Source organism: Thermus igniterrae ATCC 700962 (assembly GCF_000376265.1).
GTDB classification, from domain to species: Bacteria; Deinococcota; Deinococci; order Deinococcales; family Thermaceae; genus Thermus; species Thermus igniterrae.
Window position 1 is genome coordinate 1 of sequence record NZ_AQWU01000057.1, and the last position, 26,483, is coordinate 26,483.

Below are 26,483 nucleotides of genomic sequence, written 5' to 3' on the forward strand. Positions count from 1 at the left end.
TTACTTTTTGACGGGTGGGCGGAGGTACCGCCAGCCCGTCCAGGAGAGGACGGCGGCGAAGACCAGGCGCAGGCCGCCCTCGGGCAGGTAGTGGGCCAGCTCCCCCCCCAAAAAGGTGCCCAGGAGCACCCCAGGCACCAGGCCCAGGGCCAGGCCGCGCTCCACGTTGCCCAGGCGCAGGTGGGTGTGGGCCCCCACCAGGCTGGCGGGGACCATGGCCAGGAGGCTGGTCCCCTGGGCGGTGTGCTGGGGCAGGCCCAGGAGGAGGACCATGGCGGGCACCATGATGGTCCCCCCGCCCACCCCCATCATCCCCGAGAGGAAGCCGGTGAGGCCCCCGGCCAGGAGGAGCACCAGGTCCGTGAACACCTCCCCCTGCACCAGGCCCATGGGGGCCAGGTAGGGCTTGAGGAGGAGGAGCAGGGAGACGAAGAGGAGAAAGCCGCCGAAGGCCCGCTTGAGGTCCCTTTCTGGGAGGCTGTGGGCGTAGCGGGCGCCAAGCCGGGCGGTGAGGATGGCGGTGGCGGCCAGGAAAAAGGCGGCCTTCCCATTCAAGGAGCCCTGGAGCCCGTAGGTAAAGGACCCCATGAGCCCGGTGAAGAAGACCGCCACCAGGCTGGTCCCGTGGGCCTTGTGCTGGGAAAGGCGCAGGAGGCCCACCATGAGGGGGATCATCACCGTGCCCCCGCCTAGGCCCACTAGGCCGCCGAAGGCCCCGCCGAGAAAGCCGATGAGGAGGCTCATGGGGGCTATACTACCGGGTTTGGAGGTTCACGCCCTTCCAGCACGGCCAGCAGGTTTTCCACCGCCATCTCGGCCATGCGCTCCCGGGTGCGCCTGCCCGCGGAGCCCATGTGGGGGGTGATGACGGCGTTGGGGCGCCGGTAGAGGGGGTGGTCCGGGGGCAGGGGCTCGGGGTCGGTCACGTCCAGGCCGGCCCCGAAGAGGTGGCCCTCCAGGGCCTCCACCAGGGCCAGGGTGTCCACCAGGCCCCCCCGGGCGGTGTTGAGGAGGATGGCCCCCCGTTTCATGGCCCAAAGCCTTTCCCGGTTCATCAGCCGGTGGGTCTCGGGGGTGAGGGGGGCGTGGAGGGAGACGATGTCCGCGGTCTCCAGGAGTTCTTCCAGGGAAAGCCTGGGATAGGGGAGGGGTTTGGGCTGGCGGCTGGTGTAGGCCACCCGCAGGCCGAAGGCCTCGGCCCGCTGGGCCACCGCCTGGCCAATCCTGCCCATGCCCACGATGCCCAGGGTGAGGCCCTCCAGGTCCAGCCCCAGGAGGAGCTCCGGGTGCCAGGCCTGCCACTGCCCCTGCCGGGCGTAGTCCACCCCCTCCACCACCCGCCGGGCCACCGCCAGGAGGAGGGCCAGGGTGAGGTCGGCGGTGGCGGCGGTGAGGGCCTCGGGGGTGTGGGTGACGCGGATGCCCCGGGCCCGGGCGGCCTCCAGGTCCACGTGGTCCACCCCCACGCTGTAGCAGGCGATGACCCTAAGGGTTTTGGCCCGCTCCATCACCTGGGCGTCTATGCGGTCCTCCACCGTGGGGATGAGGCCCACCGCCCCTTCCACCTTCCTGAGGAGTTCCTCCCGGGGGAGGAAGAGGCCCTGGTGGACCACCACCTCGAGGCCCCGTTCCCGCAGGCGGTCCAGGGCCTTTCCGGGCAGGGTGCGGGTGACGAGGACCTTCATGCCCCGGCGAAGGAGAGCTCCGCCACCGCCACCGTGGGGCTACCGATGGCGGCGGCGGGCATGAGGTGCCACGTGAGGTCATCCCCCACCGCCTCCACCGCCTGGAGCAGGTCCAGGAGGTTACCACTCACGGCGAAGTTCTCCACCGCGTACTGCACCTTGCCTTCCGCCACCCAAAGCCCCAGGGCCTGCAGGGAAAAGTCCAGGCTCACGGGGTTGGCCCCCGCGTGGAGGCCCATGAACTCGGTGAGGAGGACCCCCTCCTCCAGCCTCAGGTTCCCCACGGGCCGCAGGTAGAGGTTGCTGGGGGCCACGTCCAGGGTGCCCTGGTAGCGGCGGAAGGCATGGCCGGTGTTGGCCTGGCCCAGGGCCCGGGCGCTTTCCGTGTTGTGGAGGAAGGTGCGGAAGACCCCCTCCTCAATGACCAGCGTGGGGCGGGCGGGGGTGCCCTCCGCGTCAAAGGGGCGGGAGAGGAGGCCCCGCTCCAGGGTGGGGTCGTCAATGAGGGTGATGAGCCTCGAGGCCACCTGCTCCCCCAGCCTGCCCAGAAGGCGGCTTTTCCCCTCCATGGCGTTTTTCCCGGAGAGGGCTTGGGCGAAGACCATGAGGAGGCTGGCCATGGCCCTGGGCTCCAGGTAGGCCCGGTAGCGGCCCGTGCGCAGGGGCTTTGCGCCCAGGAGCCTGGCGGTCTTTTCCCTTAGCTCCAAGGCGGTGCGCCCGGGCTCCAGGGTGTGGAACTCCTTGGCGGGGAGGAAGTCCCAGCCCTGCTTGAGGCTTCCTCCCTCCCCCATGACCAGGCTTCCCCCCAAGGCGGTAAGCCCCGTGCGGAAGGCGCCTTCCGCCCCCCGGGTGCTGGCCAGGCTCACCCGCACCTCCCGCTCGGTGTAGGTGGCCATCATCACCGCCCTGGTACGGGGGTCTTCCCGCAGGCCCGCCTCCAGGGCCAAGGCGGCCGCCTTCTTGGCCTCCAGGGGGGCGGAAAGCCCCTCCCCCAGGAGGTCGTGGGCCCCTAGGGGCTGGCCCTCGGGCAGGCTTCCCATCTTGCCGGAAAGGAGGGCGTTTTCCCGGGCCTCCGCCAGGGCCCAGTCCAGGGCCGCCGGGGAGAGCTCCTCGGTGTAGGCGTAGCCCACCCGTCCCTCCGCCACCACCCGCAGGCCCAGGCCCCCCTGCCGGGCCTCCTTGATCTCCTCCAGGGCCCCGTTCCGGGCTCGCAGGGAAAGCTCCCGTTCCTCCTGGAAGAGGACCTCGGCCTCGAGGCCCAGTTCCCGGGCCCGCCGCAACACGTAGCGCTTGGCTTCCTCTAGGGTCATGGTCCGTCCCCCTGGGGCTAGGCCCGCCCGCCCACCACGATCTCCGAGACCAGCACGTGGGGCTGGCCCACCTCCACCGGCACCGCCCCCGAGAGGCTGCCGCACATCCCGGGGGCGTTCTCCCAGTCCTTGGCCACCGCCACCACCTTCCTGAGGGTGTCGGGCCCCTTGCCCACCAGCATGGCCCCCCGCACGGGCTCCTCCAGGCGCCCCTTGCGGATGATGTACCCCTCCTGCACCGCGAAGTTGTACTCCCCGGAGCCCGGCTTCACCTGGCCGCCCCCCATCTCCTTGGCGTAGAGGCCGAACTCAATCCCCGCGAAGAGGTCCTCCACCTCCAGGTCCCCGGGGGCGATGAAGGTGTTGCGCATCCTGGAGGTGGGGGCGTAGGTGTAGTCCTGGCGGCGGCCGGAGCCCGTCATGGGGTAGCCGGTGAGGAGGTGGCCCAGGCGGTCCACCATGTAGGCCTTGAGGACTCCCTTCTCAATGAGGACGGTGCGCTCCGTGGGGCGGCCCTCGTCGTCTATTTCGCTGGAGCCCCAGGCATGGGGCAGGGTGCCGTCGTCCACGTAGGTGACCGCAGGGCTGGCCACCTCCTCCCCCAGGCGGTCGGCCAGGACGCTGGCCTTCTTGGCCACGCTGGTGGTCTCCAGGAGGTGGCCTAGGGCCTCGTGGAAGATGACCCCGCCGAAGGCGTTGCCCACCACCACGGGGAAGGTGCCCGCGGGGGCGGGCTTGGCCCGCAGGTTGGTGAGGGCCTGCCGGGCCGCCTTGGCCCCCACCTCCGCCGGGGGATAGAGGTCAAAGAGCTCCAGGCCCACGCTCTTCCCGGGGGCGGCGTAGCCCGTCTGCACCTCGGCCCCGTCCTGGGCCACGGCCAGCACGTAAAGCCGGGTGCGCACCCGCTCCTCCTCGGCCCAGGTGCCCTCGGTGTTGGCCACCAGGACCTCCTGGGTCCATTCCATGAGGCTGGCCTCCACCTCCTTGATCTCCGGGGCCAGGCGGGCCCCCGCCTCCGCCTCCAGGAGGCGCTCCAGGCGGAAGCGCTTGTCCTTTCCCTCCAGCGGCACCTTGGGGGTGTGGAGCCCCTGGGGAAGCCGCTTGCGGAAGTCCAGCCCCCCCCTACCCCGCTCGTCCACCCTCCCCAGGGCCCCCTTGGCCCGGAGGAGGGTTTCCAGGGCTTCCAGAAGCCCCTCCCGGGTGAGGTCGTTGGTGTAGGCGTAGACCACCTCGAGGCCGAAGAAGAGGCGGATGCCCGCGCCGTAATCCAGGCCGGAGACCGCCTCCTCCAGCCGGCCCTGGCGCACCTTCATCCGCCGCCTTTTGGAACGCTCCGCGTAGACCTCGGCGAAATCCGCTCCCCCCTCCAGGGCCCGCCGGAGCACCGCTTCCACCAGCTCGGCTTGGAGCATGCCCCGACTATACCAGGGGACTGACCAGCGGGTCAACGAAGGGGCGCGGGTTGCCCCAAAAGCCGGAGGACCGCCATCTCCAGGGCCAGCCAGGGGTCCTTGCCCTCCTTGGCCCGCCTTTCCGCGGCCATCAGGGTATCCAGGGCCTCCTTTAGGGCTTCCCGGGAGAGGCCCTTGGCCAGCTCTAAGGCCCGCCGGGCCGCGTAGGGGTGGGCCTCGAGGCGGGCCAGGTCCTCCTCCCTGGGCCGGGGGTTTTCCTGGAGGAGCATCCAGGCCCGGGCCAGGAGGCCCCACTGCCAGGCGAAGGCCCCCAGGAGCTTAAGGGGTTCCTCCCCCTCCTCCCTAAGGCGCCGGAGGCGGGCCAAGGCCCCCTTGGGGTCTCCCTCCAGCACCGCCCGCACCAGGTCAAAGCCCGTGATGGGGGGCTTCAGGGCCACCACCTTTTCCACCTTCTCCAGGGTGAGGGGAGGGGAGAGGAGGGAAAGCTTCTCCAGCTCCCGCTCCAGGGCCTCGAGGTCCCCCTCCAGGGAGGCCAGGTACTGCAAGACCCCCGCGGGAAGCCTAAGCCCCAGGCGCTTGGCCCGTCCCTCCAGGTGCCGCAGGAGGTCCTTTCCCCTGGGGGTGGGGAAGTCCCGCCGCTCCCGGGCGCGGTAGAAGGCCGCCCGGGCGGTAGTAGGCTTGGGGTCCAGGAGGAGGACGGGTACCCCCTCGGGCACCTCTTCCAAAAGGGGCTTCAGGGCCTTCCACTCCCCCTCCCCCACCTCCCGCAGGTCCAGCATGGCCCCTCCTCCCCCGAAAAGCCCCGGGCTTAGGGCCTGGGCCAAGGCCTCCGGGGTGGGCTCGGTGAAGCGGGTAAGACCCCTCAGCCGGGCCTCCTTCAGGAGCTCCTCCCGGGCCAAAAAGGGGTCGCCGGTGAAGGCGATGACCATACTAGAGGGCGTTGAGGCCGGTGGCCTCGCGCCCTAGGACCAGGGTGTGGATATCGTGGGTGCCCTCGTAGGTGTAGACGGTCTCCAGGTTCAGCATGTGGCGGATGGCGTGGTACTCCAGGGTGATGCCGCTTCCCCCCAGGATGTCCCGGGCCAGGCGGGCGGCCTTGAGGGCCTTGGCCACGTTCTGCCGCTTGGCCAGGGAGACCTGGGCGGGCTTGAGCTTGCCCTCGTCCTTGAGCCGGGCCAGGCGCCAGGCCAGGAGGAGGCCTTCCGTGTGGTCCGAGAGCATCTCCGCCAGCTTGGCCTGGACCAGCTGCTTCTGGGCCAGGGGCGTGCCGAAGGTGCTCCGGCTCTTGGCGAACTCCACCGCCTCGGTGTAGACGGCCTCCAGCGCCCCCAGCACCCCCCAGGCGATGCCGAAGCGGGCCTGGGTGAGGCAGGAGAGGGGGGCCTTGAGACCCTCCGCCTTGGGCAGGCGCAGGGCCTCGGGCACCCGCACCTCCTCCAGGATGAGCTCGCTGGTCACCGAGGCCCTGAGGCTCATCTTGTGCTTCACCTCCCGGGCCTGGAAGCCCTTGCTGTCGGTGGGCACGATAAAGCCCAGGACCCGCCCCTCCTCGTCCTTGGCCCAGACGATGGCGATATGGGCCAGGTTGCCGTTGGTGATCCACATCTTGGTGCCGGAAAGCACCCAGGTGTCCCCCTCCCGGCGGGCTTTGGTCTTCATGTTGCCGTAGGGGTCGGAGCCCCCATTGGGCTCGGTGAGGCCGAAGCAACCCACCATCTCCCCCCGGGCCAGCTTGGGCAGGAACTCCCGCCTTTGCGCCTCGCTCCCGAAGGCGTAGATGGGGTACATGACCAGGGAGCTCTGCACGCTTACGAAGCTCCTGAGCCCCGAGTCCACCCGCTCCAGCTCGTAGGCGATGAGGCCGTAGGCGGCGCTACTTACCCCGGCCCCCCCGTATTCCGGGGGCAGGGTGGGGCCTAGGAAGCCCAGCTCGGCAAACTGGGGGATCAGGTGGGTGGGGAAGACCCCCTCCTCCCACCAGTCGCGGATATAGGGCAGGGCTTCCTTCTCCAGGAAGCGGCGGGCGGCCTTTTGGATCTCCCGCTCCTCGGGGGTGAGGAGCTCCTCCAGGGCGTAGAAGTCCAGCATGCTCCACCTCGGCCCTCAGTCTACTGGGGGCCTCAAAGCATCCCCGCCAAAAACCCCTCTTCCCGGATGGTGCGGATGAGGTCCATCACCGTGAGGGCCTGGGGGTCGTACTCCACCAGGACCTGGGCAGGGCCCGTGGCCTGGGCCTGGGCCACCCCCTCCAGGCCCTTGAGGGCCTTGAGGATGCGTTCCATCCCCTCGGGGGTGGGCTCCCCCCGGATACCGATGAGCACGCGGTTCATGCCCCCTATTCTAAGACGCCCCGGGTCTCCCCCCTGGCCCCCCGGCTTCCCAGGACCCGTACCGCCAGCACCAGGGGCCCCACGGCAAAGCCCTGGGCCTTAAGGGCCTCCGCCAGCTCCTCCCGTGCCGGGTCCAGGTGCAGGGCCACCTCGTAGACCCCGGCGTCGTAGGCGCTCTTGACCACCGCCTGCAGGAGGCCTTCCAGGACCTCCTTGTTCCTTCCCTCCAGCCGGGTGACCAGCACCGTGGTGGCCTCCCCCTGCCACACCGCCTGGGCCAGGGCAAAGCCCAGGGGGGTTTCCCCCTCCTCGGCCAGGAAGGAGTGGCCGGTGCGGGCGAAGTGGCGCACGGCCCCCAGGCTCAGGGGGCGGTTTCCCGCCACCTGGTTGAGGCGTTCTATGTCCAGCTCGCTAAAGGGGCGGAAGCGCATGGCCCCATTATGCCCCCTGGGGCCTTGCCCTTCGGAAGAAGAGGGCCTCCAGGAGGAGGACTAAGGCGGCCAAAAGGGCCAGGAAGCGCCCCGCCCCTCCTGGGGCCTTGGGCAGGAAGCTTGCCCCCGGGATGGGAAGGAGGGTCTCCTGGGGGGCCAGGAGGCCGGTGGGGGCCTCGCGGTAGGGCCGGAGGAAGTTGTAGACCAAAAGGGGGAAGAAGGGGCGGTCCTGGAGGGCTTCCAGGGGAGGCAGATAAAGCCCTTTGGGGGCGAAGTAGAGGAGGCCCTGGCCTCCCTCCCCTTCGGCCAGGGGCTGCCAGGGGGCAGGAGGGCGGGGTGGCGGGGGGAGCCTCTCCCCCAGGAGGGCCACCCCCTCCAGGAGGGGATGGGGGGTGGTGAGGAGGACGGGGGTGGGCCTTCCGCCGGAAGGGGCCAGGTAGAGGCTTGGCCGCTCCGGGGCACCCTGGGGCACGCCCACCCGCACCAGGACCTCGTCCCCCGGGATGGCCCCCAGGAGGGCAAAGAGCCGCCCCAGGGCCGGCAGGGGAGGGTAGTCCACCCCCAGGCGCCGGAAGCCGAAGGCCGCGGCGTCGTCCAGGTCCAGGGCCCCGCCGTTCAGGACCCGGGCGCTGAAGCTTGGGGGGAGGCCCTCGAGGCGGGCGTACCCCCGGGCGGGCACCTCCACCTGGAAGGTGCCTTCCCCCACCCGTACCCGGGCGGTAAGGGGCCTTTGGGCGCTATTCCCCAGGGCCAAAAACCCCTGGGCCACCGCCACCAGGCCCAGGTTCTCCTGGGGGCTTCCCACCCCCAAATACCCCTCGGCCCCCGGGGGCGGGGGGCCGTCCGTGGCCACCACCACCGGGGCCCTGAGGAGCCGCCTGCCCAGGGCCATGCCCCCTTCCAGGTCCGCCCGCCGGTCCCCCGCTTCCAGGGCCAAAAGCCTCTCCCGAAGGGCCACCCCCGGGGCGGGGCCGAAGGCCCTGGGTTCCTCCCCGGCCCGCACCAGCACCGCCTGGGGGGCCCGCTCCAGGAGGGGTAAAAGCCTCTCCTTGGCCAGCTCCAGCCGGGTCTTGGTCCCCTCCCGGGCGGCCATGCTGGCGGAGGCGTCCACCACGAAGACCATGGGGGAGGGTCCCAGGGGAGGGTCTTCCAGGGCCAGGACCATGAGGCCGGTGGCCAGGAGCAAAAGGGCAAGCCGCAGGTCCAGCCGGGGCCGGAAGCGCCGCCTCTTTCCCCGCCGCCAGAGCCATACCCCCGCCCAGGGCCTGGGCCTCGGCCGCCTGGCCCGGTAGAGGAGGTAGACCAGGAGGAGGAGGGGAGGGAGGAGCCAGAGCACCGCCTTAAGCCTACTTTCTGCTAGGGTGAGGGCGTGTGGGTCCTGGGCATAGATACCTCCTGCGACGACACCGGGGTGGGCCTGGTCAGGAACGGCCAGGTGGTGGTCAACCTGGTGGCCAGCCAGGTGGCCCTGCACGAGGCCTACGGGGGGGTGGTGCCGGAGCTGGCTAGCCGGGAGCACCTCAAGGCCCTCCCCTCCCTCACGGAGCGGGCCCTGGCCGAGGCGGGGATAGGCCGCAAGGACCTGGACCTCATCGCCGCCACCCGGGGCCCCGGGCTCATCGGCGCCCTCCTGGTGGGCTACACCTTTGCCAAGGGGCTGGCCTGGGCCCTGGGGCGTCCTTTCTATGCGGTGCACCACCTCGAGGCCCACATCGCCGCCGCCTGGCCCGAGGACCTGGAGCCCCCTTTTTTGGCCCTGGTGGCCTCAGGGGGGCACACCCACCTCTTTGAGGTCCAGGCCCTGGGCCGCTACCGCCTCCTGGGGGCTACCCGGGACGACGCCGCCGGGGAGGCCTTTGACAAGGTGGCCCGCCTCCTGGGCCTGGGGTTTCCCGGGGGGCCGGAGATTGAGCGCCTGGCCCGGGAGACCGGGGAGGCCATTCCCTTCCCCATTCCCCTCAGGGACCAGAAGGGGTACGACTTCAGCTTCTCCGGCCTCAAGACCAAGGCCCTGCAGCTGGTGGAAAGGGGGGCACCCAAGGCGGCCTTGGCCAAGGGCTTCCAGCAGGCGGCCATAGGCCACCTGGCGGAGGTGGTCCTCCGGGCGGCCCAGGATACCGGGCACCGGGTTCTCCTGGTGGCGGGGGGGGTGGCGGCCAACCAGGTCCTTCAGGAGCGCTTCCGCCGGGCGGGGCTTAGGGTCTACTTTCCCGCCAAGGGCCTTTCCCAGGACAACGGGGCCATGGTGGCCCTGGCCGCCTGGCGCCGGCACCAGGCCGGCCTTCCCCCAAGCCCCCTCTCCCTGGGGGCCACCGCCTACTGGCCCCTGGAGGAGGTGGGAAGGGAAGGAGCATAGGGGGTTTCTCATCCACAAAGGGGTACAATCGGGCCTAGGATGCTGGGCCTCATACGGAAGCTTTTTGACAACAACGAGCGGGAGATCGCCCGCTACCACAAGCAAGTGGTGGAGCCCACCAACCGGCTGGAGCCGGAGGTGGAGCGCATCCCCGACCTGGCGGCGGCCTACGCCGAGCTACGGGAAAAGTACCGCCAGGGAGCCTCCCTGGACGAGCTCCTCCCCATGGCCTTTGCCCTCACCCGGGAGTCGGCCAAGCGCTACCTGGGTATGCGCCACTTTGACGTGCAGCTCATCGGCGGGGCGGTGCTCCACGAGGGCAAGATCGCCGAGATGAAGACCGGGGAGGGCAAGACCCTGGTGGCCACCCTGGCCGTGGCCCTGAACGCCCTCACCGGCAAGGGCGTGCACGTGGTCACGGTGAACGACTACCTGGCCCGGCGCGACGCGGAGTGGATGGGCCCCGTCTACCGCGGCCTGGGCCTGACGGTGGGGGTGATCCAGCACAGCTCCACCCCCGAGGAGCGGCGCAAGGCCTACCTGTCCGATGTCACCTACGTGACCAACTCCGAGCTGGGCTTTGACTACCTGCGGGACAACATGGCCATCAGCCCCGAGCAGCTGGTCCTGCGCCACGACACCCCCCTGCACTACGCCATCATTGACGAGGTGGACTCCATCCTCATTGACGAGGCCCGCACCCCCCTCATCATCAGCGGCCCGGCGGAGAAGGCCACGGACCTCTACTACAAGATGGCGGAGATCGCCAAGAAGCTGGAAAGGGGCCTTCCCCCGGAGCCTGGGGTGCGCAAGGAGCCCACGGGGGACTACACCATAGAGGAGAAAAACCGCTCCGTCCACCTCACCCTCCAAGGCATCGCCAAGGCGGAGAAGCTCCTGGGGGTGGAGGGGCTCTTTAGCCCGGAGAACATGGAGCTGGCCCACATGCTCATCCAGGCCATCCGGGCCAAGGAGCTCTACCACAAGGACCGGGACTACATCGTCCAGGACGGCCAGGTGATCATCGTGGACGAGTTCACCGGCCGCCTCATGCCCGGCCGCCGTTATGGGGAGGGCCTCCACCAGGCCATTGAGGCCAAGGAGGGGGTGCGCATTGAGCGGGAGAACCAGACCCTGGCCACCATCACCTACCAGAACTTCTTCCGCCTCTACGAGAAGCGGGCGGGCATGACGGGCACCGCCAAGACGGAGGAGAAGGAGTTCCAGGAGATCTACGGCATGGACGTGGTGGTGGTGCCCACCAACCGCCCCATGATCCGCCAAGACCACCCCGACGTGGTCTACCGCACGGAGAAGGGGAAGTTCTACGCGGTGGTGGAGGAGATCGCCGAGAAGTACGAGCGGGGCCAGCCCGTCCTGGTGGGGACCATCAGCATAGAGAAGTCGGAAAGGCTCTCCCAGATGCTCAAGGAGCCCCGCCTCTACCTGCCCCGCCTGGAGATGCGCCTGGAGCTCTTCAAGAAGGCCAGCCAGAAGCAGCAGGGGGAGGAATGGGAGCGCCTAAGGAAGCTGCTGGAAAAGCCCACCCAGCTCAAGGACGAGGACCTGGCGGCCTTTGAGGACCTCATTCCCGCCAAGGGGAACCTGCGGGCGGCCTGGGAGGGCCTGAAGCGGGCGGTGCACACCCTGGGGGTGCTCCGCCAGGGCATCCCCCACCAGGTGCTGAACGCCAAGCACCACGCCAAGGAGGCGGAGATCGTGGCGCAGGCGGGCCGGAGCAAGACGGTCACCATCGCCACCAACATGGCCGGCCGGGGGACGGACATCAAGCTGGGGGGCAACCCCGAGTACCTGGCCGCCGCCCTTCTGGAGAAGGAGGGCTTTGACCGCTACGAGTGGCGGGTGGAGCTCTTCATCAAGAAGATGGTGGCGGGGCAGGAGGCGGAGGCCCTGGCCCTGGCCCAGGAGCTTGGCGTCCGCGAGGAGCTCATCGCCAAAATCCGGGAGATCCGCGAGACCTGCAAGGCGGACGAGGAGCGGGTGCGCCAGCTGGGGGGGCTTTTCATCCTGGGCACGGAGCGGCACGAGTCCCGGCGCATTGACAACCAGCTCCGGGGCCGCGCCGGCCGCCAGGGGGACCCCGGGGGAAGCCGCTTCTACGTGAGCTTTGACGACGACCTCATGCGCCTCTTCGCCTCCGACCGGGTGATCGCCATGCTGGACCGCATGGGCTTTGACGACTCCGAGCCCATTGAGCACCCCATGGTGACCCGGTCCATTGAGCGGGCGCAAAAGCGGGTGGAGGACCGCAACTTCGCCATCCGCAAGCAGCTATTGCAGTTTGACGACGTCATGGCCCGCCAGCGGGAGGTGATCTACGCCCAGCGCCGCCTCATCCTCCTGGGCAAGGACGAGGAGGTGCGGGAGGCCGCCCTTGGCATGGTGGAGGAGTCGGTGGCGGGGGTGGCGGAGAACTTCCTGAACCCCCAGGTCCATCCCGAGGACTGGGACCTCGAGGCCCTCAAGGCCGCCCTCCTGGACACCGTGCCCCAGCTTGCCGACTTCCCCTTTGAGGAGTTGCGCCGGCTCAAGCCCGAGGAGGGGGTGGAGCGGCTGGTGGAGGCCGCCCTGGAAGCCTACGGAGCGCGGGAGGCCGAGCTTTCCCCTTCCCTGATGCGGGCGGTGGAGCGGTTCGTGATCCTCAACGTGGTGGACTCCGCCTGGAAGGAGCACCTGCACAACCTGGACGTGTTGCGCCAGGGCATCTTCCTGCGGGGCTACGGCCAGAAGGATCCCTTCCAGGAGTACAAGATCGAGGCCACCCGCCTCTTCAACGACATGGTGGGCTTCATCAAGGGGGAGGTGGCCAAGTTCCTCTTCCGCCTCAAGGTGGAAGCGGAGCCGGTGCGCCCGGTGCGGGAGGCCCCCTATGTTCCCGTGCCGGAGCCCAGGCCCCAGGAGGCGGGTCCCTTCGGCGTGGAGCGGAAGCGCTCCACCCCTCCGCCCCAACCCGGTCTTTCCCGGGCGGAGCGGCGCCGCCTCATGCGGGAGGAGAAGAAGCGCAAGAAGGAGTAGGCCAAGGGAAAACCCGCCCGGGGAAGACCCCGGGCGGGTTCCTTTTGACTAGGCCTCCACCTGGAGGCTGGCGGGGTCCAGGTTGGTGTAGACGTTCTGCACGTCGTCCAGGTCCTCCAGGGCCTCCACCAGCCGCATCACCTTGGCCGCCTCCTCCGGGGAAAGGGCTACGGTGTTCTGGGGGTGCTGCACCACCTCCACCGCCTCCACGGGGATGCCCCGGGCCTTCAGGGCCTCGGCCACGCGGTAGGCCTCGGCGGGGTCGGTGTAGAGGGTGAGGCTTTCCCCCTCCTCTTCCAGGTCCAGGGCCCCCAGCTCAATGGCGGCCTCCTGGGCGGCCTCGGAGTTCTGGCAGACGATCACCCCCTTGCGTTCAAACTGCCAGGCCACGCTCCCCGAGGTGCCCAGGGAGCCCCCGTACTTGCTGAACACGTGGCGCACCTCCCCGGCGGTGCGGTTACGGTTGTCCGTGAGGGCGTAGACCAGAAGGGCCACCCCCCCGGGGGCGTAGCCCTCGTAGACGATCTCCTCGTACTGCTCGGCGCCCTCCCCGCCGCCCTGGAGCTTCTGCAGGAGGCGCTCAATGTTTTCCATGGGGACGTCGTCCGCCCGGGCGGCCTCAATGGCGTTTCTGAGCTGCACGTTGGCCTCGGGGTACGGGCTACCCCCGGCCCGGGCCGCCGCCTGGATGGCCCTGAGGTGCTTGGAGATGATCTTGCCGCGCTTGAGGTCGTTGGCGGCCTTTTTGCGCTTGATCTGTGCCCACTTGCTATGACCGGCCATGGCTCACCTCACCCATTATAGCCAGCTCCTCCAGTACCCTCTCCGCCAGGCGTTCCCCCGCTTCCCGGAAGGGGTGGAAGAGGAGGTTCACCCCGGCCGCCTGCAGGGGCGGGTCCTCCTCCAGGTGGAAGCTGGTGGCGGCCAGGATGCCCCCGAAGCCCCGCTCCTTCAACCACCGGGCGGCGAGGAGCTTGGCCTCGAGGTCCGGCAGGGCCAGGACCACCGCCTTGAGCCCTTTGAGCTCCAGGCGCTCCCAGAGCTCGGGGTCCTCGGCGTCCCCGTAGAGGACCCGCCTTCCCTTAGCCCGGTGCCGGGCCACCTTCTCCGGGTCGGCGTCCAGGCCCAAGGGCCTCTCCCCGGCCCCCTCCAGCATGCGGTAGACCGCACCCCCCGTGCGCCCCATGCCCACGATCAGCACCGTGGCCCCGTCCAGCCGCTCGGGCTCCTGGTCGGGGTGCTTTCCCGGGCGCTCCAGGCGCAGGAGGCGGGCTTCCAGGCGCTTGTAGAGGGTATGGCTGTAGCGGGCGATGGGAGCGGAGAGCACCATGGACAGGGCCACGCTGAGGGCCAGGGTGGCCAGGCTTAGGGGGAGGAGGCCGGCCCGCTCCAGGACCACCCCCACGATCAGGGCGAACTCGGAGTAGTTGCCCAGGTAGAGGCCGGCCACGAAGGAGGTGCGGGCCCTGAGCCCCACGAGGAGGAAAAGGGCGAAAAAGAGGGGGGCTTTGAGCAGGGAGAGGAGGAGGATGCCCGCCACCAGGCCCCCTTCCACCCCACCCAGCCCTTCCTTTAGGCCGATTTCCAGGAAGAAGGCCACCAGGAAGGCCTCCTTCAGGCTCCAAAGGGCCTTGGCCATCTCCGTGCCCTTGGGATGGCCGGAGAGGAGGGTGCCGGTGAGGAGGGCGCCCAGCTCCGGGGAAAGCCCCACCTGGCGGAAGCCCTCTCCCCCCAGGAGGGCTAGGCCCAGGCCGAAGAGGACCAGAAGCTCCTCGTGGCCGCTCCGCTCCAGGAGCCAGCCCACGCCCTGCCGCAAGAGGGGCAGGAGGAGGACCAGCCCGGCCCAGGGGCTCACCCCCCCGCCGCCATAAAGGGTCAGGAGGCCCACGGCCACCAGGTCCTGCAGGACCAGGATGCCGATGGCCAGGCGCCCGTGGTAGGTGGTGAGCTCCCGCTTGTCCTCCAGGAGCTTGGCCACCAGCACCGTGCTGGAGAAGGCCAGGGCCAGGGTCAGGGGAAGGTGCCGCACCAGGAGGAGGGCGGCCAGGGTGAAGAGGAGGAGGTGGAGGCTCCCCACCCCCAGCACCCGGGGCTCCAGGAGGTCCTGGAGCCTGAGCTTTAGCCCCACGCTGAAAAGGAGGAGTAAGACGCCGATCTCCGCGGCGTGGCGCAGGAACTCCGTCTCCCGCAGGCCCAGCCCGTGGAGGAGGAAGCCGGCCCCCAGGTACCCCACCAGGGGGGGAAGGCCGAGGCGGCTCACCAGGAGGCCCAGGACGAAGGCAGCGGCCACCCAGAGGGCTTCCATGCCCCAAGGGTAGCAGAGGGCAAGGGAACGGGCGGGGGTGTGTTTCCCCCGCCCCTACACCCCTAGGCCTACTCCTTTCCCGCCAGGGCCTTGTCCAGAAGCTCCTTCCAGCGGGCGTAGTCCATGAAGCCCCCGTACTTCTCCCCGTTGATGTAGAAGGTGGGGGTGCCGGTGAGGCCCAGGTCGCTGGCCAGCTTCTGGTCAGCCAGGACCGCGTCCCGGTGCTTACCCGAGGCCAGGCACTGGGCGAAGGCTCCCTGGTCCAGCCCCATCTGCCCCGCCAGGTCCGCCAGGTAGCGGTCCAGCACGGTACCCTGGAGGTTCCCCCAGGCGCTGGCGGCCCGGAAGAGGACCTCGTGGTACTCGTAGTACCGCCCCTGGTCGGCGGCGCAGGCCGCGGCCTCGCTGGCCCGGATCACGTTGGCCTGGCCGGGGAAGGGGAAGTCGCGGAAGAGGTAGCGCACCTTGCCGGTGTCCACGTACTCGGCCTTGATCCGGGGAAGCACGTTGAGGGCATGGTTCTGGCAGTGGGGGCAGAGGTAGTTGGAGAAGTCCACCACCACCACGGGGGCGTCCTCCCGCCCCAGGGCAAAGCGGGCCCCCTTGCCCGGGTCCAGGTTGGCCTGGCCCTTGGGCCCAAAGAGGATCCAGCCCAGGCCCAGGAGGGCCAGGGCCACCACTACGAGAACTATAGCGCGCGGCATGGGCTTACTCTACCACGCCCCGGGTGAGAAGCCCTTAACGGGGGTAGGGGGCCTGGCGGGCCTCCCCCTCGGGGGTGAGGTAGAAGGGGTTCTGGTCGGTGGAGACCAGGGTTTCCGTCTCCACCGCTTCCTGGATGTCCTTGGGCAGGACGAACATGGCCTCCAGGTAGGGGGCGGAAAGGTGCCTCAGGGCCAGGTTCCGCTCCCGGATGCGGGCCTCGATCACCCCCTCGGAGAAGGCCGCGGGGTCAAAGGCGTCGGAGGCCAGGAGGAAGCCGAAGTTCAGGAAGAAGCCCGGGATGTGGTTCTTGTAGCTCCGCACGTAGCGGAAGGCCTCCCGCACCGTGCGGTGCACCACGGGGTGGACGCGGTGGTGGGTGAGCATGATCATCCCTGCCTGCATGCCCATCACCCCGCCGGGGTTCAGGTGGCCCTTGACCAGGCGGTAGAACTCCACGGTGTAGAGGAGCCGGGCAGGGTTGTCCTCCCCCACGGGGTCGGTGAGGTCAATGATCACCACATCGTAGGTCTCCTGGGTCCTCTCCAGGTAGGCCCGGGCATCGTCTATGACCAGGACGGTCCTGGGGTCGTCAAAGGCCCCCTGGTGCCACTCGGGCATGTGGGCCTTGGCCACCTCCACGAGCTCCCCGTCGATGTCCACCATGACCGCCCGCTCCACCGTGGGGTGCTTCAGCGCCTCCCGCAAAGTAGCCCCCTCCCCACCCCCCACGATGAGTACCGTCTTGGGCTCGGGGTGGGAGAGCATGGCGGGGTGGACCAGGGTCTCGTGGTAGATGTACTCGTCCCGCTCCGTGCTCTGCACGTCCTTGTCCAGGACCAGCACCTTGCCAAAACCCTGGGTCTCAAAGAGGAAGTAGTCCTGGTACTGGGTGCGGCCCGAGGCGATCACCCGCTCCATACGCCGCACCATGGTCTCGTAGGGGGTGATGTGTTCAAAGAAGTACATGCCGTAGTCCATGGCTAACCTCCTGTGGCGCCGAGGGAGCGGCGCTTGATGGCATGTTCCGTGCCCCGCCAGTAGCGGAAGGCGGACTCCTCCTTGGCCCCGAAGGCCCGGGAAAGCCCCTTCAGAACCTCTTCCGGGTCCACCCCGTCCCGGTAGAAGTAGAGGTCCAAGGTGGCGGAGGCCCCGTCCTCGGGCCAGGTGTGGATCATCACCGCCGCCACCGGGCTCACCACCGCCGCCGAGAGCCCCTGGGGGTGGAACTTGTAGACCACGGACTGGGCCGACCCCCGGGGGGCCCCCAGGCGCATCACCGCGTCCAGCAGGGCCGCCTCCACCATCTTGGGGTTTTCCAGCACGTCCAGGTCGCAGCCGTAGATCTCCGCTACCCAGCGCCCGCCCGGCACCGTTTCCACAAGGGGCCATGATAGCACACCCTTTTGCTTGGGGCCCCTTAGCCGAAGAAGTCCTTGAGCTGGTCCTTGGTGATGAGGACCTCCCGGGGTTTGGACCCCCGGGCAGGCCCCACGATGCCCATGGCCTCGAGGGCGTCCATCAGCTTCCCCGCCCGGGCGTGTCCCACGGAAAGCCGCCGTTGCAGGCGGCTCACTGAGCCATAGCCCTCCTCCACCACGATCTCCGCCGCCTTGCGCAACAGGGGGTCGGAGAAGTCCACCTCTCCCGGCCCTCCCCCCTCCGGCCCCTTGGGGGGCTCAAAGTCGGCCCCGTAGGCCTCGGCGAAGCGGTCCTCGTGGCTTTGGCCCCGGAGGAAGCCGGCCAGGCGGGCCACCTCCTCCTCGGAGAGGTAGGGCACCTGCAGGCGCACGGGCTTGGTGAGGCCGGGCTGGTAGAAGAGGGCGTCCCCCTGGCCGATGAGCTTCTCCGCCCCCTGGGTGTCCAGGATGGTGCGGGAGTCAAAGCCGCTGGAGACGGCGAAGGCCAGCCGGGCGGGGATGTTCACCTTGATGAGGGAGGTGAGGATGTCCACGCTGGGGCGCTGGGTGGCGAGGATGAGGTGCATCCCCGTGGCCCGGGCCATCTGGGCGAGGCGCAGGATGGCCGCCTCCACCTCCTTGGGGGCGGTCATCATGAGGTCGGCCAGCTCGTCCACCACGATGACCAGGTAGGGGAGGGCCTCCTCGGGGCCCACCTTGGCGTTGTACTGCTCCAGGTTCCTCGCCCCCACCCCGCTCATCATCCGGTAGCGCCTTTCCATGTGGGCCACGGCCCCTTGGAGCACACCGGCGGCCTCCTCGGGGCTGGTCACCACCGGGCGCACCAGGTGGGGGATGCCCTCGTAGGGGGTGAGCTCCACCATCTTGGGGTCTATGAGGAGGAAGCGCAGGGTGGTAGGCAGGTGCCGGTAGAGGAGGCTGGCGATGAGCACGTTGATGGCCACGCTCTTGCCGCTTCCCGTGGAGCCGGCGATGAGGAGGTGGGGCATCTTGGCCAGGTCCCGTACCCAGATCTCCCCCTCAATGCTCTTGCCCAGCACCAGGGGCAGAAGGGCCTTGACATGCCGGAAGCTCTGGGAGAGGACGGCCTCGGAGAAGCGCACCAGCTCCCGCTTAGGGTTGGGCACCTCGAGGCCCACGGTGTTCTTCCCGGGGATGGGGGCCTCCACCCGCACCGCCCCCACGGCCAGGGCCCGGGCCAGGTCGTTTTGCAGGTTCTGGATGCGGCTGATCTTCTCCCCCGGGGCCGGCAGGAGCTCGTAGCGGGTCACGGAGGGACCCCGGGCGTGGCCCACCACCTCCGCCTGCACCCCGAAGTGCCGCAGGGTTTCGGCAATGGCCCGCTTTAGGCGCTCGCTTTCCTCCTCCAGGGCCCGGTTTCCCTTGGGCTCGGGGGGGTCCAGGAGCTCGGGGGTGGGGAGGGCCAGGGCCGTGGGGGGCGTGGCCCGGCGGGGCGGCTCGGGCTTGGCCTCCTGGGGCGGCGGGGTGGACTCGGGGAAGACCAGGTCCAGGTCAAAGGGTTCAGGGTCCGGAGCCGGCTCGGGCGGAGGGGCAAGGGGTTCCGGCGGAGAGCTTCCGGTCAGGAGGGCCCGCAGGCCCTCGCTTTGCGCCTCGGGGTGGCGGGCGAGGAAGGCCAACCACTGGGCGAGGGCCTCCTGGCGCTTTTCCAGGTCTTCCAGAAGCCCGCTGAGCTCCTCCCAGCGGGCGGCCCGCTCCTGCCGGAGCCTCAGGCCCTCCTGGAGGCCCCGGGGGGTGGGGGAAAGGCGGGGGAGGGGGGTTAGGGCCTTGAGGCGGGCGAGGAGGGCCTGGGCTTCCAACTGTAAAGCGGCCCGCCGCTCCTCCAGGGCTTCCCGCAAGGGGCCCTCCCCGGGTACCGGGCGGGCCAGGGCCTGCAGGAGGGCCTTGAGCCTGGGCTCCAGGGGCCTGGCTTCTTCCTCCATCCGCCTTTTGAGCTCGGCCACCCGCTCGGCCAGGAAGGTCCTGAGGGCCTCTTCCACCTCGGGAAGCTCCGCTGGGGAGAGGCGTTGGGCCAAGGCCTTCAGGGCGGTGTGCTCGGGGTAAAGACGGGCCAGGAAGGCTACCCTTTGCCTCAAGAGGAGGGTTTTCAGGCGGAAGCGCACCCGCCGCACCCCCTCCACCCCCAGGCGCAGGCCGGTGAGGAGGAGGTGGAAGAGAGGGCGGCGTAGCCAGAGGTCCAGGACCAGGCTGGCCAGCAGGGGGAAGAGGAGGAGGCCTAAGACCCCCGCCTGGGCGGTGAGGAGGTCCCGCCATCCTGCGCCCAGACGTCCCGAAAGGGGGCCGAGGAGGGGCAGGAGGGCCAGGGCCAGGAGGTGGAGGAAGAGGAGGTGGCGGAGAAGGGGCTTTAGGGGCTGTTCCCGGTAGAGGAAGGCGGCCAGGAGGAAGAGGTCCAGGGGGAGGAGGAAGGCCAGCAGGCCCAGGGGCTCGTAGAGGTGGCTCCTCAGGAAAGGCCCTAAGGCCCCGGAGGGGATGGGGAAGAGGGGGGCCAGGAGGAAGAGACCTCCAGCTCCTGCCAGGAGGGCGAAGCCCTCGAGGTCGCGGTTGCGCGTGGGCTTCGCGGGCTTCCGCTTGGCCATCAGAGGCATTATATAAAGCCCGGTGGGGAAGGGCTAGCAAAGGAGCGCTGGGCACCAGGCAAAAAAGGGGCCATCGGGCCCCCTTTAGGCTTGGCCTGGCCCTAGCGCTTCAGCTCGCGGATCACCGCCTGGGTGAGGTCGGTGTCCTCGTCCGCGTAGACCACCAGGCCGGACTGGGCCGCCACCTGGCGGCTCATGACCACGGCGAAGCCCTGGGCCTTGGCCACCTTGGCGATGGCGTTGTCCACGTCCTCCAGGATGGGCTTGAGCAGGGGGTTCTGCCGCTCCTGCCACTTCTTCACCGTGTCCTGGTAGGTCTTAAGGAGGGCGTCGTAGTCCTGGCGTTCCTTGGCCGTGGCCTGGCCGGACTGGACCTTCTGGGCCAGGGGCTTAAGTTTCTCCTCCAGGGGGGAGATCTCCTTGCGGGCCTGGGCCTGGAGGTCCTGGACCTTCTTGTAGTCGGGGTGGGCCTGGACCAGGGCGTCCGCGTCCACAAAGCCCACCCGGGTGGCGGTGGCCTTGTTCTGGGCCAGGAGGGGGGTGAGGAGGGCGCTAAGGGCCAGCAGAAGGGCAACCAGAGAGAACCGCTTCATAGGGCCAAGCCTAATGGCTTCCCGTGAAGCCCAGGTGAGAGAAGCCCTCCTTCCCTTTTGGGTCCCTTTGGGATACCCTGCCCCGAGGAGGTGGGATATGCGTAAGGCAATTTGGCTCTTGGTGCTGTTGGCCTTGGGGAGCGGTGCTCTGGCCCAGCGGGCGGTCTCCTTCCGCCTCTCCCTGCACCCCGCAGGCCCTGGGCTGGGTCTCGGCCTCGAGGCCCCCCTGGAGCGGAACCTGGCCTTCCGCGCCTTTTTGGACCTCTTTCCCGGGGGGCCCAGCTTCCTGGGGGCGGGGGAGGTGCTCTTCAAGCCCGACCTGGGCCAGGTGGACCGGGACCTGCGGGGGATTAGACCCTACTTTGGCGGCGGGCTTGGGGCCTTCTTTGGGGCCACGGGGGAGGTGGGCCTCCAGCTTTCCTTGGGGGTGGAGTTCCTCGTGGATGCCCGCACGGGGCTCTTCTTGGATGGGGAGTATTTCTACGCCTTCGGGGGCGGACGCTTCGGCCGCACGGTGATCGGGGCCAACCTGCGCTAGAGGTCCTGCCCTTCCCCCGTCCGGCCTTCCTGGACGGGGGACATTTTTCACCCGCACCTGGGGTAGACTAAAAACCGGAGGTGAAAGCATGCTGGTCAGGGACTGGATGACCAAGGACCCCCTCACCGTGACCCCGGATACCCCGGTATTGGAAGCCATAAACCTGTTGAAGCAGAAGCGTTTCCGCCGCCTGCCGGTGGTCAAAGACGGGAAGCTTCTTGGCCTGGTCACCGACAAGGACCTTAAAGACGCCATGCCCTCCAAGGCCACCACCCTCTCCGTGTGGGAGATGAACTACCTCCTCTCCAAGCTCACGGTGCAGGAGGTGATGGCCAAGTCCGTGATCACCGTGGGGGCTGACGAGCCCCTGGAGAAGGCCGCCCTCCTCATGGAGGAGAAGAAGATCGGCGGCCTGCCGGTGATGGAGGGGGACCGGCTGGTGGGGATCATCACCGTGACCGACGTCTTGCGGGCCTTCATTGAGGTGCTGGGGCTCAAGCTTGGGGGCCTGCGCATCACCGTGGACATCCCCGACGTGCCCGGGGCCCTGGCCCAGATGGCCCAGGCGGTCCCCCCGGCCAACATCGTCTCCATCGCCACCGCGGCCCACCTGGACGGGTACCAGCGGCTGGTGCTCCGGGTGGTGGGGGAGGACGTGGCCGGGGTGCCCGAGCGGCTTAGGGCCGCAGGGGAGCGGGTGGTGGAGGTCCGCCCCGGCTAGGCCCCGTTGCGGTAGGCGGGGTAGGAGCCCAGCACCTTCAAGAAGGCGGCCCGCCGCAGGAGGCCCAGGAGGGCCTGGGCGGGCCCCGGGTCTTCCAGGTGGCCCTCGAGGTCCAGGTAGAAGAGGTAGCTGAAGGGCTTGTCCCGCCTGGGCCGGGATTCCAGCTTGGTCAGGTTGACCCCGGCCTCGGCGAAGACCGTGAGGGCCTCCAGAAGCCCCCCGGGCCGGTGGCGCACGGCAAAGACGATGCTGGTCTTATGGGGGCCTTCTCCCTTCTTGGCCTCCTCCCGGCCGATGACGAAGAAGCGGGTGTAGTTGTGGGGGTAGTCCTCTATGTTCTCCGCCAGGACCTCGAGGCCATAAAGCTCCGCCGCCCGCCGGCTGGCGATGGCCCCTACCCCGGGCTCCGGGGCCTCCGCCAGGGCCCGGGCGGCCCCGGCGGTGTCGTACACGGGGATGGGGGTGAGGCGCATCCGGGCTAGGAAGCCGTCGCACTGGGCCAGGGCCTGGGGGTGGCTTTTCACCGCCTTCAGCTCCTTAAGCTCCGTTCCCTTGGGGGCCAAAAGGCAGTGCTCCACCCGGTGGACGATCTCCCCCACCACGTGGAGGTCGCTTTCCAGGAGGAGGTCGTAGGTCTGGTTGATGCTCCCGGCGGTGGTGTTCTCCACCGGCACCACCCCGAGCTCTGCCTCCCCTGCCTCCACCGCCTCAAACACCTGGTGGAAGGTAGGGAAGCCCAGGGGCAGGGCTCCGGGGAAGGTCTTGAGGAGGGCCTCCTCGCTGTAGGCCCCCTCGGTGCCCTGGAAGGCGATCCTCATGCTCCCCATGGTACACCCCATCCCATAGACAGGGAAAAGCCCCTTCCCTTAGCATGGCCCTCGTGGCGCGTCTTCTCGTGGTGGACGATGACCCCCGTATCCGCCACCTCCTGGAGGTGGTCCTCTCCGGGGCAGGGCACGAGGTGGTGTTGGCGGACTCCGCCAGGGCCGCCTTGGAGTTCCTGCGCAAGGAGACCCCCGACCTCATCCTGCTGGACGTGATGATGCCCGACATGGACGGGCTCACCCTCCTGGGGCGCATCCGCGCGGTGCGCCGCCTGGGCAAGGTGCCGGTGATCATGTTTACCGGGGGCGGTCAGGAGCTGGAGGGTCCAAGCCGCGCCCTGGGGGCGGACCTCTTCCTGGAGAAGCCCATCTCCGGACGCCGGCTCAAGCAGGCGGTGGAAAACCTCCTGGCCCGGGAGGGGTACCTCCTGCCCGGGGGGGAACGGGTGGCCACCCTGGCGGAGGTGGGGGCCCGCCTACGGCACGTCCTACCCGAGGAGGACCGCTTCCGGGCCCTTTGGCTCAAGGCGGCAAGCCGCCGCGCCTTTTTGAACAACCTGGTGGCTAAGGGCTGGACCGAGGCCCTCCTGCGGCGGCTTCTGCCCGGGGAGTACGACCTCTATGACCTCCTGGGCCACCTGGCCTACGGCTGGCCCCTCACATCCTTGCGGGAGCGGGCGGCCCGGGTCCAGGACCCCCGCTTTGGCCCCCTGGTGCAGGAATACCTCAAGCTCCAGCGCCTGCCCCTGGAGGGCGAAGGCCTTCTGGATGAGCTGGCCCAGGCCCTGTACGCTTAGGGGGTGTCAGAGCTTCTGGAGATCCGCGAACCCGAGGCCTGGAACCGCCTGGTGGCCGCCTTCCCCATCACCAGCGCCCTCCAGTCCTGGGGCTGGGGCGAGGTGAAGCGGCTTTCCGGCTGGGTCCCTAAGCGCCTGGCCGTCTACGGGAAGGAGGGCCTTCTGGGGGCGGCCCAGGTCCTCCTCAGGCCCCTGCCCGGGGGCCTGCGCCTGGCCTATGCCCCCCGGGGCCCCGCCCTCTTCCGCCTGGAGGACCTGCCCGCCGTGGCCCGGGCCCTGGCCCGGGGGGTGCGGGGCACCCATCTGGTTCTGGAGCCCGAGGCGGGGCTTGCCGCCGAGGCCCCCCCTCCATCCTTCCCCGGACTCCTCCCTGAGGAGCCCATCCAGCCGGGCTTCTCCCTCTGGCTGGACCTTACCCAGGGGGAGGAGGCCCTCCTTAAGGGGATGAAGGAGATGCACCGCCGCAACGCCCGCCTGGCCCTGAAGCGCACGGCCCTAGCCATCGCCGGGGAGGAGGCCTTCCCCGAGTTCTTCCGCCTTTTTGAGGAGACCAACCGCCGGGCCAGGCTTCTGCAGCACGCGGAGGCCTACTACCGCGCCGTCCTAAGGGAGATGAACCAGCCCCTGGGGGAGGCCTTTTTGGCCCTGGCCCTTAAGGAAGGGGAGCCCCTGGCCGCGGGGCTTTTCGTGGCCTTTGCGGGCAAGGTGGACTACCTCTATGGGGGGAGTAGCCGGGCCCACCCTGAGGCCAAGGCTCCCATGGGCATGCACCTGGCGGCCATCCGGCACGGCCTGGGGCGGGGCTACCGCATCTACGACCTCTGGGGGGTGCCGAGGAACCCCCAGGGAAGCCACGCCGAGGGGATATGGCGCTTCAAGGAGGGGTTTGGCGGCCAAAGGGTGCAGTTCCCCGCCTACGCCCTGCCCCTTTCCCCCCTCTACCGTCCCCTCAAGGCCCTCCTGCGCCTGCGCAAGACCTGGGTGAACCTCCGGGTGCGGGGCAATCCCAGGGACGTGCTGGGCTGAAGCCCCCTGTCATCTTTCTCAAGCCCTCATGGGTAAGGTGTAGGCGTGGTGCGGTTTCTCCTCCCCCCTTTAGCCCTGCTCCTTGTCCTCCTTCTCTTTTCCCCCCGGCCTTCCCAGGCGCCCGAGGGTGGGCCGGGGGTAAGGCTTGAGGGGGTGGAGTTCCTCCTCTTCCCCGAGGCGGAAGGGGTGGAGTGGCGCTTCACCGCCCGGGAGATGGTGGAGGAAGGGGGTCTTTTTCGCATCCGCGGGGGGCTTGCCGGTGGGCGGTACGTGGAGGGGCGGCTGGACCTGCGCCTTTTTGCCCCCGAGGTGGTGGTGGAGCCCGGGGACGACCTGCGGGCCCCCTACGCCCGGGTGGAGATCCTCAAGGGATGCTACCGCCTGGACCTCTCCGCCCCCGGGAGGGGAGAGGTGCGCATCCGGCAGAAGGAGGGCTTCCTGGCCCCCTGGGTGCGCATCGAGGCCCCCAACCTGCGGGGTGAGGCCCTGAACTTCCGCTCCGACTTCGCCCTGGAGCGGATGGAGGCCGATCGCCCCCGCTTTGAGTTCCCGGCGGGGGGGACCTTCGGCCCCTGCACCGTGGAAGGAGGTAGCGCATGAGAAGACTTCTTTGGCTTTCCCTGTTGGGCGTGGCCCTGGCGGCTTCCGGCGTGCGGGTGATCCAGGTGGAGGGGGGGAGGCTTTCCGGGGACCTGCGCTACGGCCCCTGGACCTTTGAGGGGGAGGTGCGGGGCCGGGTGAAGGACCTGGAGATCCGCGCCCCCAAGGCCACCCTCACCGCCCCCAAGGGCAAGACCATGCAGGAGGCGGAGGGGGAGCGAGAGGCCCGCTTTGAGGGAGGGGTGGTGGTCCGGCGGGGCCGGGTGGAGGCCCAGGGGCCCTCTTTGGTCTACCGGGAGCGCACGGGGGAGGGGGAGCTTCTGGGCCCTGCCCGGATGCGCCAGGAACCCCGGCCCGGGGAGGACCCCGTGGAGGTGGAGGCGGCCCGCATGACCTTCCAGGTGGACACCGACACCTCCACCAGCGAGGAGGCCCGCCTGAGGAGCGGCCAGCAGGAGGGGCGGGCAGGGTCCGTCTACTACGAGGAGGAGAAGGGCCTGGCCGTCTTTTCCGACCCCAAGGAGGTGGTCCTCACCCGCAAGCGCAGGGAGGGGGACCTGGTGATCCGGGCCAAGGAGGTGCGGAGCCTCACCGGTCCCAAGCGGCTCATCGCCACCGGAGGGGTGCGCCTGCAGGACGGGGACCTGGTGACCACGGGGGAAAGCCTCTACTACGACGACACCACCGGGGAGGCCATCGTCCTGGGCCGGCCGGCGGTGAGCGAGAACAAGAAAGAGGGGTTTAGGCTTTCCGGGAGCACCCTGCTCCACAACGTGAACCGCCATCAGGTGCGGGTTTACGGCCGGGCCTTCCGCCTGCCGGTGGAGGAGTTCAAAAAGCTTGGCGAGCGGTAAGCTTGGGAGGACGTGAACGCCCCTCGAGGCCCCACCCTCTTCCTGCTCCTGCTTGGGCTTTTCTGGGCTTTGGCCCAGGAGGTCTACCGCCCGGAGGTGGAGCTCACCCGCAAGGACAAGCGGGTGGTGGCCTGGGTGAGCGGGGAGGAGGGAAGCCTCTTCTACGCGGACTACGGGGACCTCTGGGTGGGGGTGCTCCGCGACCTGGCCCCGGGGAGGGTCCAGGTGGGGGAGCGGGCCTTCTTCCGTGACGAGGGGAGCGTCCTCGAGGAGGGCCTCCGGGTGGGGGACCGGGTGGAGGCGGCCTTCAACCCCGACCTGGAGCGGGAGGGCCTCCCTTACCTCATGCGCCTGCGGCGGGCGGGGGAGGGGAGGGGGGAGCGCTACCTGCGCCTGGTCCTCTTTGACCCTAAGGGGGTGGAGGTGCGCCTGGGAGAAGGGGTGCGGGCCACGGGGCCTTTAGGGGTGGTGGAGCGGGCGGGGCAGGAGGAGCTTTTTCTCTCTGGGGGCGAGGCCCGCTACCTGGAGGCGGAGGGGCGCCTGGAGCTCCGGCCCGCTTTGGGGGAGGTCCTGGTGGAGGAAGGGGCGGTGCGGGTCAAGGGAAGCCGCCTGCGCTACCAGAACGAGACCGGGGAGGCCTTTCTGGAAGGCCCCCTGGAGGTGCGCCGGGAGGGGGAAAAGCCCCTTTCGGGCAAGGCAGGAAGCCTCCGCTACCTTCTGGACGAGGACCGGCTTTGGCTCCTGGGCGGGGTGGAGTTCACCCAGGGGGGGCGGACCACCCGGGCGGAGCGGGCCCTCCTCAGGGAGAAGGAGGGGTACGCCTACCTCTTCGGCGGGGTGGAAAGCCGTGAGGAAAAAGGCCTGGTGCGGGGCGAGCGCGTGCGCTACGCCCTGCGCACGGGCGAGGTGGTGGTCCTGGGCCAGGTGGCGGGGGAGTTCAGGGAGTAG

At 69.5% G+C, this 26,483-nt stretch carries 26 protein-coding genes; 9 read left to right on the top strand and 17 right to left on the bottom strand.

Going from position 1 to position 26,483, the window contains the following annotated elements:
• From B128_RS0104770 to B128_RS0104810, 9 genes are read right to left on the bottom strand one after another with little or no spacing between them, the layout of a single operon-like run.
• Nucleotides 1–744: a sulfite exporter TauE/SafE family protein gene (locus B128_RS0104770; RefSeq protein ID WP_018111135.1), complete on the bottom strand. Its 744-nt coding sequence runs from the start codon at nt 742–744 to the stop codon at nt 1–3.
• A 5-nt stretch (nt 745–749) separates the two neighbouring features.
• Nucleotides 750–1,685, bottom strand: a complete 936-nt coding sequence (locus tag B128_RS0104775; protein WP_018111136.1) for a 2-hydroxyacid dehydrogenase — start codon at nt 1,683–1,685, stop codon at nt 750–752.
• Entirely contained in the window at nt 1,682–2,995 is a 1,314-nt protein-coding gene (locus B128_RS0104780) for a TldD/PmbA family protein (RefSeq protein ID WP_018111137.1), read from the bottom strand. Before B128_RS0104780 ends, B128_RS0104775 begins: the two co-directional genes overlap by 4 nt.
• Nucleotides 2,996–3,012: 17 nt before the next feature.
• Complete coding sequence (locus B128_RS0104785; protein ID WP_018111138.1) at nt 3,013–4,407, bottom strand: TldD/PmbA family protein; 1,395 nt, start codon at nt 4,405–4,407, stop codon at nt 3,013–3,015.
• Nucleotides 4,408–4,439: 32 nt separating this feature from the next.
• Nucleotides 4,440–5,336, bottom strand: a complete 897-nt coding sequence (gene holA / locus B128_RS0104790; protein ID WP_018111139.1) for a DNA polymerase III subunit delta — start codon at nt 5,334–5,336, stop codon at nt 4,440–4,442.
• Between the two features lies 1 nt (nt 5,337).
• Nucleotides 5,338–6,495, bottom strand: a complete 1,158-nt coding sequence (locus B128_RS0104795; protein ID WP_018111140.1) for an acyl-CoA dehydrogenase family protein — start codon at nt 6,493–6,495, stop codon at nt 5,338–5,340.
• A 32-nt stretch (nt 6,496–6,527) separates the two neighbouring features.
• On the bottom strand, nt 6,528–6,737 hold the full coding sequence (locus B128_RS0104800) for a heavy-metal-associated domain-containing protein (protein WP_018111141.1): 210 nt from the start codon (nt 6,735–6,737) through the stop codon (nt 6,528–6,530).
• 5 nt (nt 6,738–6,742) lie between these two features.
• On the bottom strand, nt 6,743–7,168 hold the full coding sequence (locus B128_RS0104805; RefSeq protein WP_018111142.1) for a DUF1999 family protein: 426 nt from the start codon (nt 7,166–7,168) through the stop codon (nt 6,743–6,745).
• A gap of 7 nt (nt 7,169–7,175) precedes the next feature.
• Nucleotides 7,176–8,504, bottom strand: a complete 1,329-nt coding sequence (locus B128_RS0104810) for a vWA domain-containing protein (protein ID WP_018111143.1) — start codon at nt 8,502–8,504, stop codon at nt 7,176–7,178.
• A 33-nt stretch (nt 8,505–8,537) separates the two neighbouring features.
• Here B128_RS0104810 and tsaD point away from each other — a divergent pair, with 33 nt between their 5' ends.
• Entirely contained in the window at nt 8,538–9,524 is a 987-nt protein-coding gene (gene tsaD / locus B128_RS0104815) for a tRNA (adenosine(37)-N6)-threonylcarbamoyltransferase complex transferase subunit TsaD (protein ID WP_018111144.1), read from the top strand.
• Nucleotides 9,525–9,563: 39 nt separating this feature from the next.
• Entirely contained in the window at nt 9,564–12,560 is a 2,997-nt protein-coding gene (secA, locus tag B128_RS0104820; protein ID WP_018111145.1) for a preprotein translocase subunit SecA, read from the top strand.
• Between the two features lie 48 nt (nt 12,561–12,608).
• On the opposite strand, the gene B128_RS0104825 is transcribed toward secA, so the two are convergent.
• The 7 genes from B128_RS0104825 to B128_RS0104855 form a co-directional block, all read right to left on the bottom strand.
• Nucleotides 12,609–13,343 (bottom strand): YebC/PmpR family DNA-binding transcriptional regulator, encoded by a 735-nt coding sequence (locus B128_RS0104825; protein WP_018111146.1) that lies wholly within the window; start codon nt 13,341–13,343, stop codon nt 12,609–12,611.
• Nucleotides 13,330–14,865, bottom strand: a complete 1,536-nt coding sequence (locus B128_RS0104830; RefSeq protein WP_018111147.1) for a cation:proton antiporter family protein — start codon at nt 14,863–14,865, stop codon at nt 13,330–13,332. Before B128_RS0104830 ends, B128_RS0104825 begins: the two co-directional genes overlap by 14 nt.
• 68 nt (nt 14,866–14,933) lie before the next feature.
• Nucleotides 14,934–15,569, bottom strand: a complete 636-nt coding sequence (locus tag B128_RS0104835; protein ID WP_026175027.1) for a DsbA family protein — start codon at nt 15,567–15,569, stop codon at nt 14,934–14,936.
• 34 nt (nt 15,570–15,603) lie between these two features.
• A complete protein-coding gene (speE, locus tag B128_RS0104840) occupies nt 15,604–16,548 on the bottom strand; it encodes a polyamine aminopropyltransferase (protein ID WP_018111149.1) in 945 nt (314 codons plus the stop codon).
• A gap of 2 nt (nt 16,549–16,550) precedes the next feature.
• Nucleotides 16,551–16,949 (bottom strand): S-adenosylmethionine decarboxylase, encoded by a 399-nt coding sequence (gene speD, locus B128_RS0104845; RefSeq protein WP_018111150.1) that lies wholly within the window; start codon nt 16,947–16,949, stop codon nt 16,551–16,553.
• Between the two features lie 38 nt (nt 16,950–16,987).
• Nucleotides 16,988–19,582, bottom strand: a complete 2,595-nt coding sequence (locus B128_RS0104850) for a DNA translocase FtsK (RefSeq protein WP_018111151.1) — start codon at nt 19,580–19,582, stop codon at nt 16,988–16,990.
• 101 nt (nt 19,583–19,683) lie between these two features.
• Nucleotides 19,684–20,175, bottom strand: coding sequence for an OmpH/Skp family outer membrane protein (locus tag B128_RS0104855; protein WP_018111152.1), 492 nt, complete (start codon nt 20,173–20,175; stop codon nt 19,684–19,686).
• A gap of 97 nt (nt 20,176–20,272) precedes the next feature.
• Here B128_RS0104855 and B128_RS0104860 point away from each other — a divergent pair, with 97 nt between their 5' ends.
• A complete protein-coding gene (locus tag B128_RS0104860) occupies nt 20,273–20,713 on the top strand; it encodes a hypothetical protein (protein WP_018111153.1) in 441 nt (146 codons plus the stop codon).
• A gap of 88 nt (nt 20,714–20,801) precedes the next feature.
• Complete coding sequence (locus B128_RS0104865) at nt 20,802–21,434, top strand: CBS and ACT domain-containing protein (protein ID WP_018111154.1); 633 nt, start codon at nt 20,802–20,804, stop codon at nt 21,432–21,434.
• Here the strand turns inward: B128_RS0104865 and pheA are convergent.
• Nucleotides 21,431–22,252 carry a prephenate dehydratase gene (pheA, locus tag B128_RS0104870; protein ID WP_026175029.1) on the bottom strand — a complete coding sequence of 274 codons (822 nt, stop codon included), beginning with the start codon at nt 22,250–22,252 and terminating at the stop codon, nt 21,431–21,433. The two genes, B128_RS0104865 and pheA, sit on opposite strands and share 4 nt — an antisense overlap.
• 53 nt (nt 22,253–22,305) lie before the next feature.
• Here pheA and B128_RS0104875 point away from each other — a divergent pair, with 53 nt between their 5' ends.
• Genes B128_RS0104875 through B128_RS0104895 form a run of 5 tightly spaced genes read left to right on the top strand, consistent with a single transcriptional unit; the run spans nt 22,306 to nt 26,483 of the window.
• Nucleotides 22,306–23,055, top strand: a complete 750-nt coding sequence (locus B128_RS0104875) for a response regulator (protein ID WP_018111156.1) — start codon at nt 22,306–22,308, stop codon at nt 23,053–23,055.
• 3 nt (nt 23,056–23,058) lie between these two features.
• Nucleotides 23,059–24,081 (top strand): lipid II:glycine glycyltransferase FemX, encoded by a 1,023-nt coding sequence (locus tag B128_RS0104880; protein WP_018111157.1) that lies wholly within the window; start codon nt 23,059–23,061, stop codon nt 24,079–24,081.
• A 45-nt stretch (nt 24,082–24,126) separates the two neighbouring features.
• A complete protein-coding gene (locus B128_RS0104885; protein ID WP_018111158.1) occupies nt 24,127–24,681 on the top strand; it encodes a hypothetical protein in 555 nt (184 codons plus the stop codon).
• A complete protein-coding gene (locus B128_RS0104890) occupies nt 24,678–25,535 on the top strand; it encodes an LptA/OstA family protein (RefSeq protein WP_018111159.1) in 858 nt (285 codons plus the stop codon). Before B128_RS0104885 ends, B128_RS0104890 begins: the two co-directional genes overlap by 4 nt.
• Nucleotides 25,536–25,547: 12 nt before the next feature.
• Nucleotides 25,548–26,483: a hypothetical protein gene (locus tag B128_RS0104895; RefSeq protein WP_018111160.1), complete on the top strand. Its 936-nt coding sequence runs from the start codon at nt 25,548–25,550 to the stop codon at nt 26,481–26,483.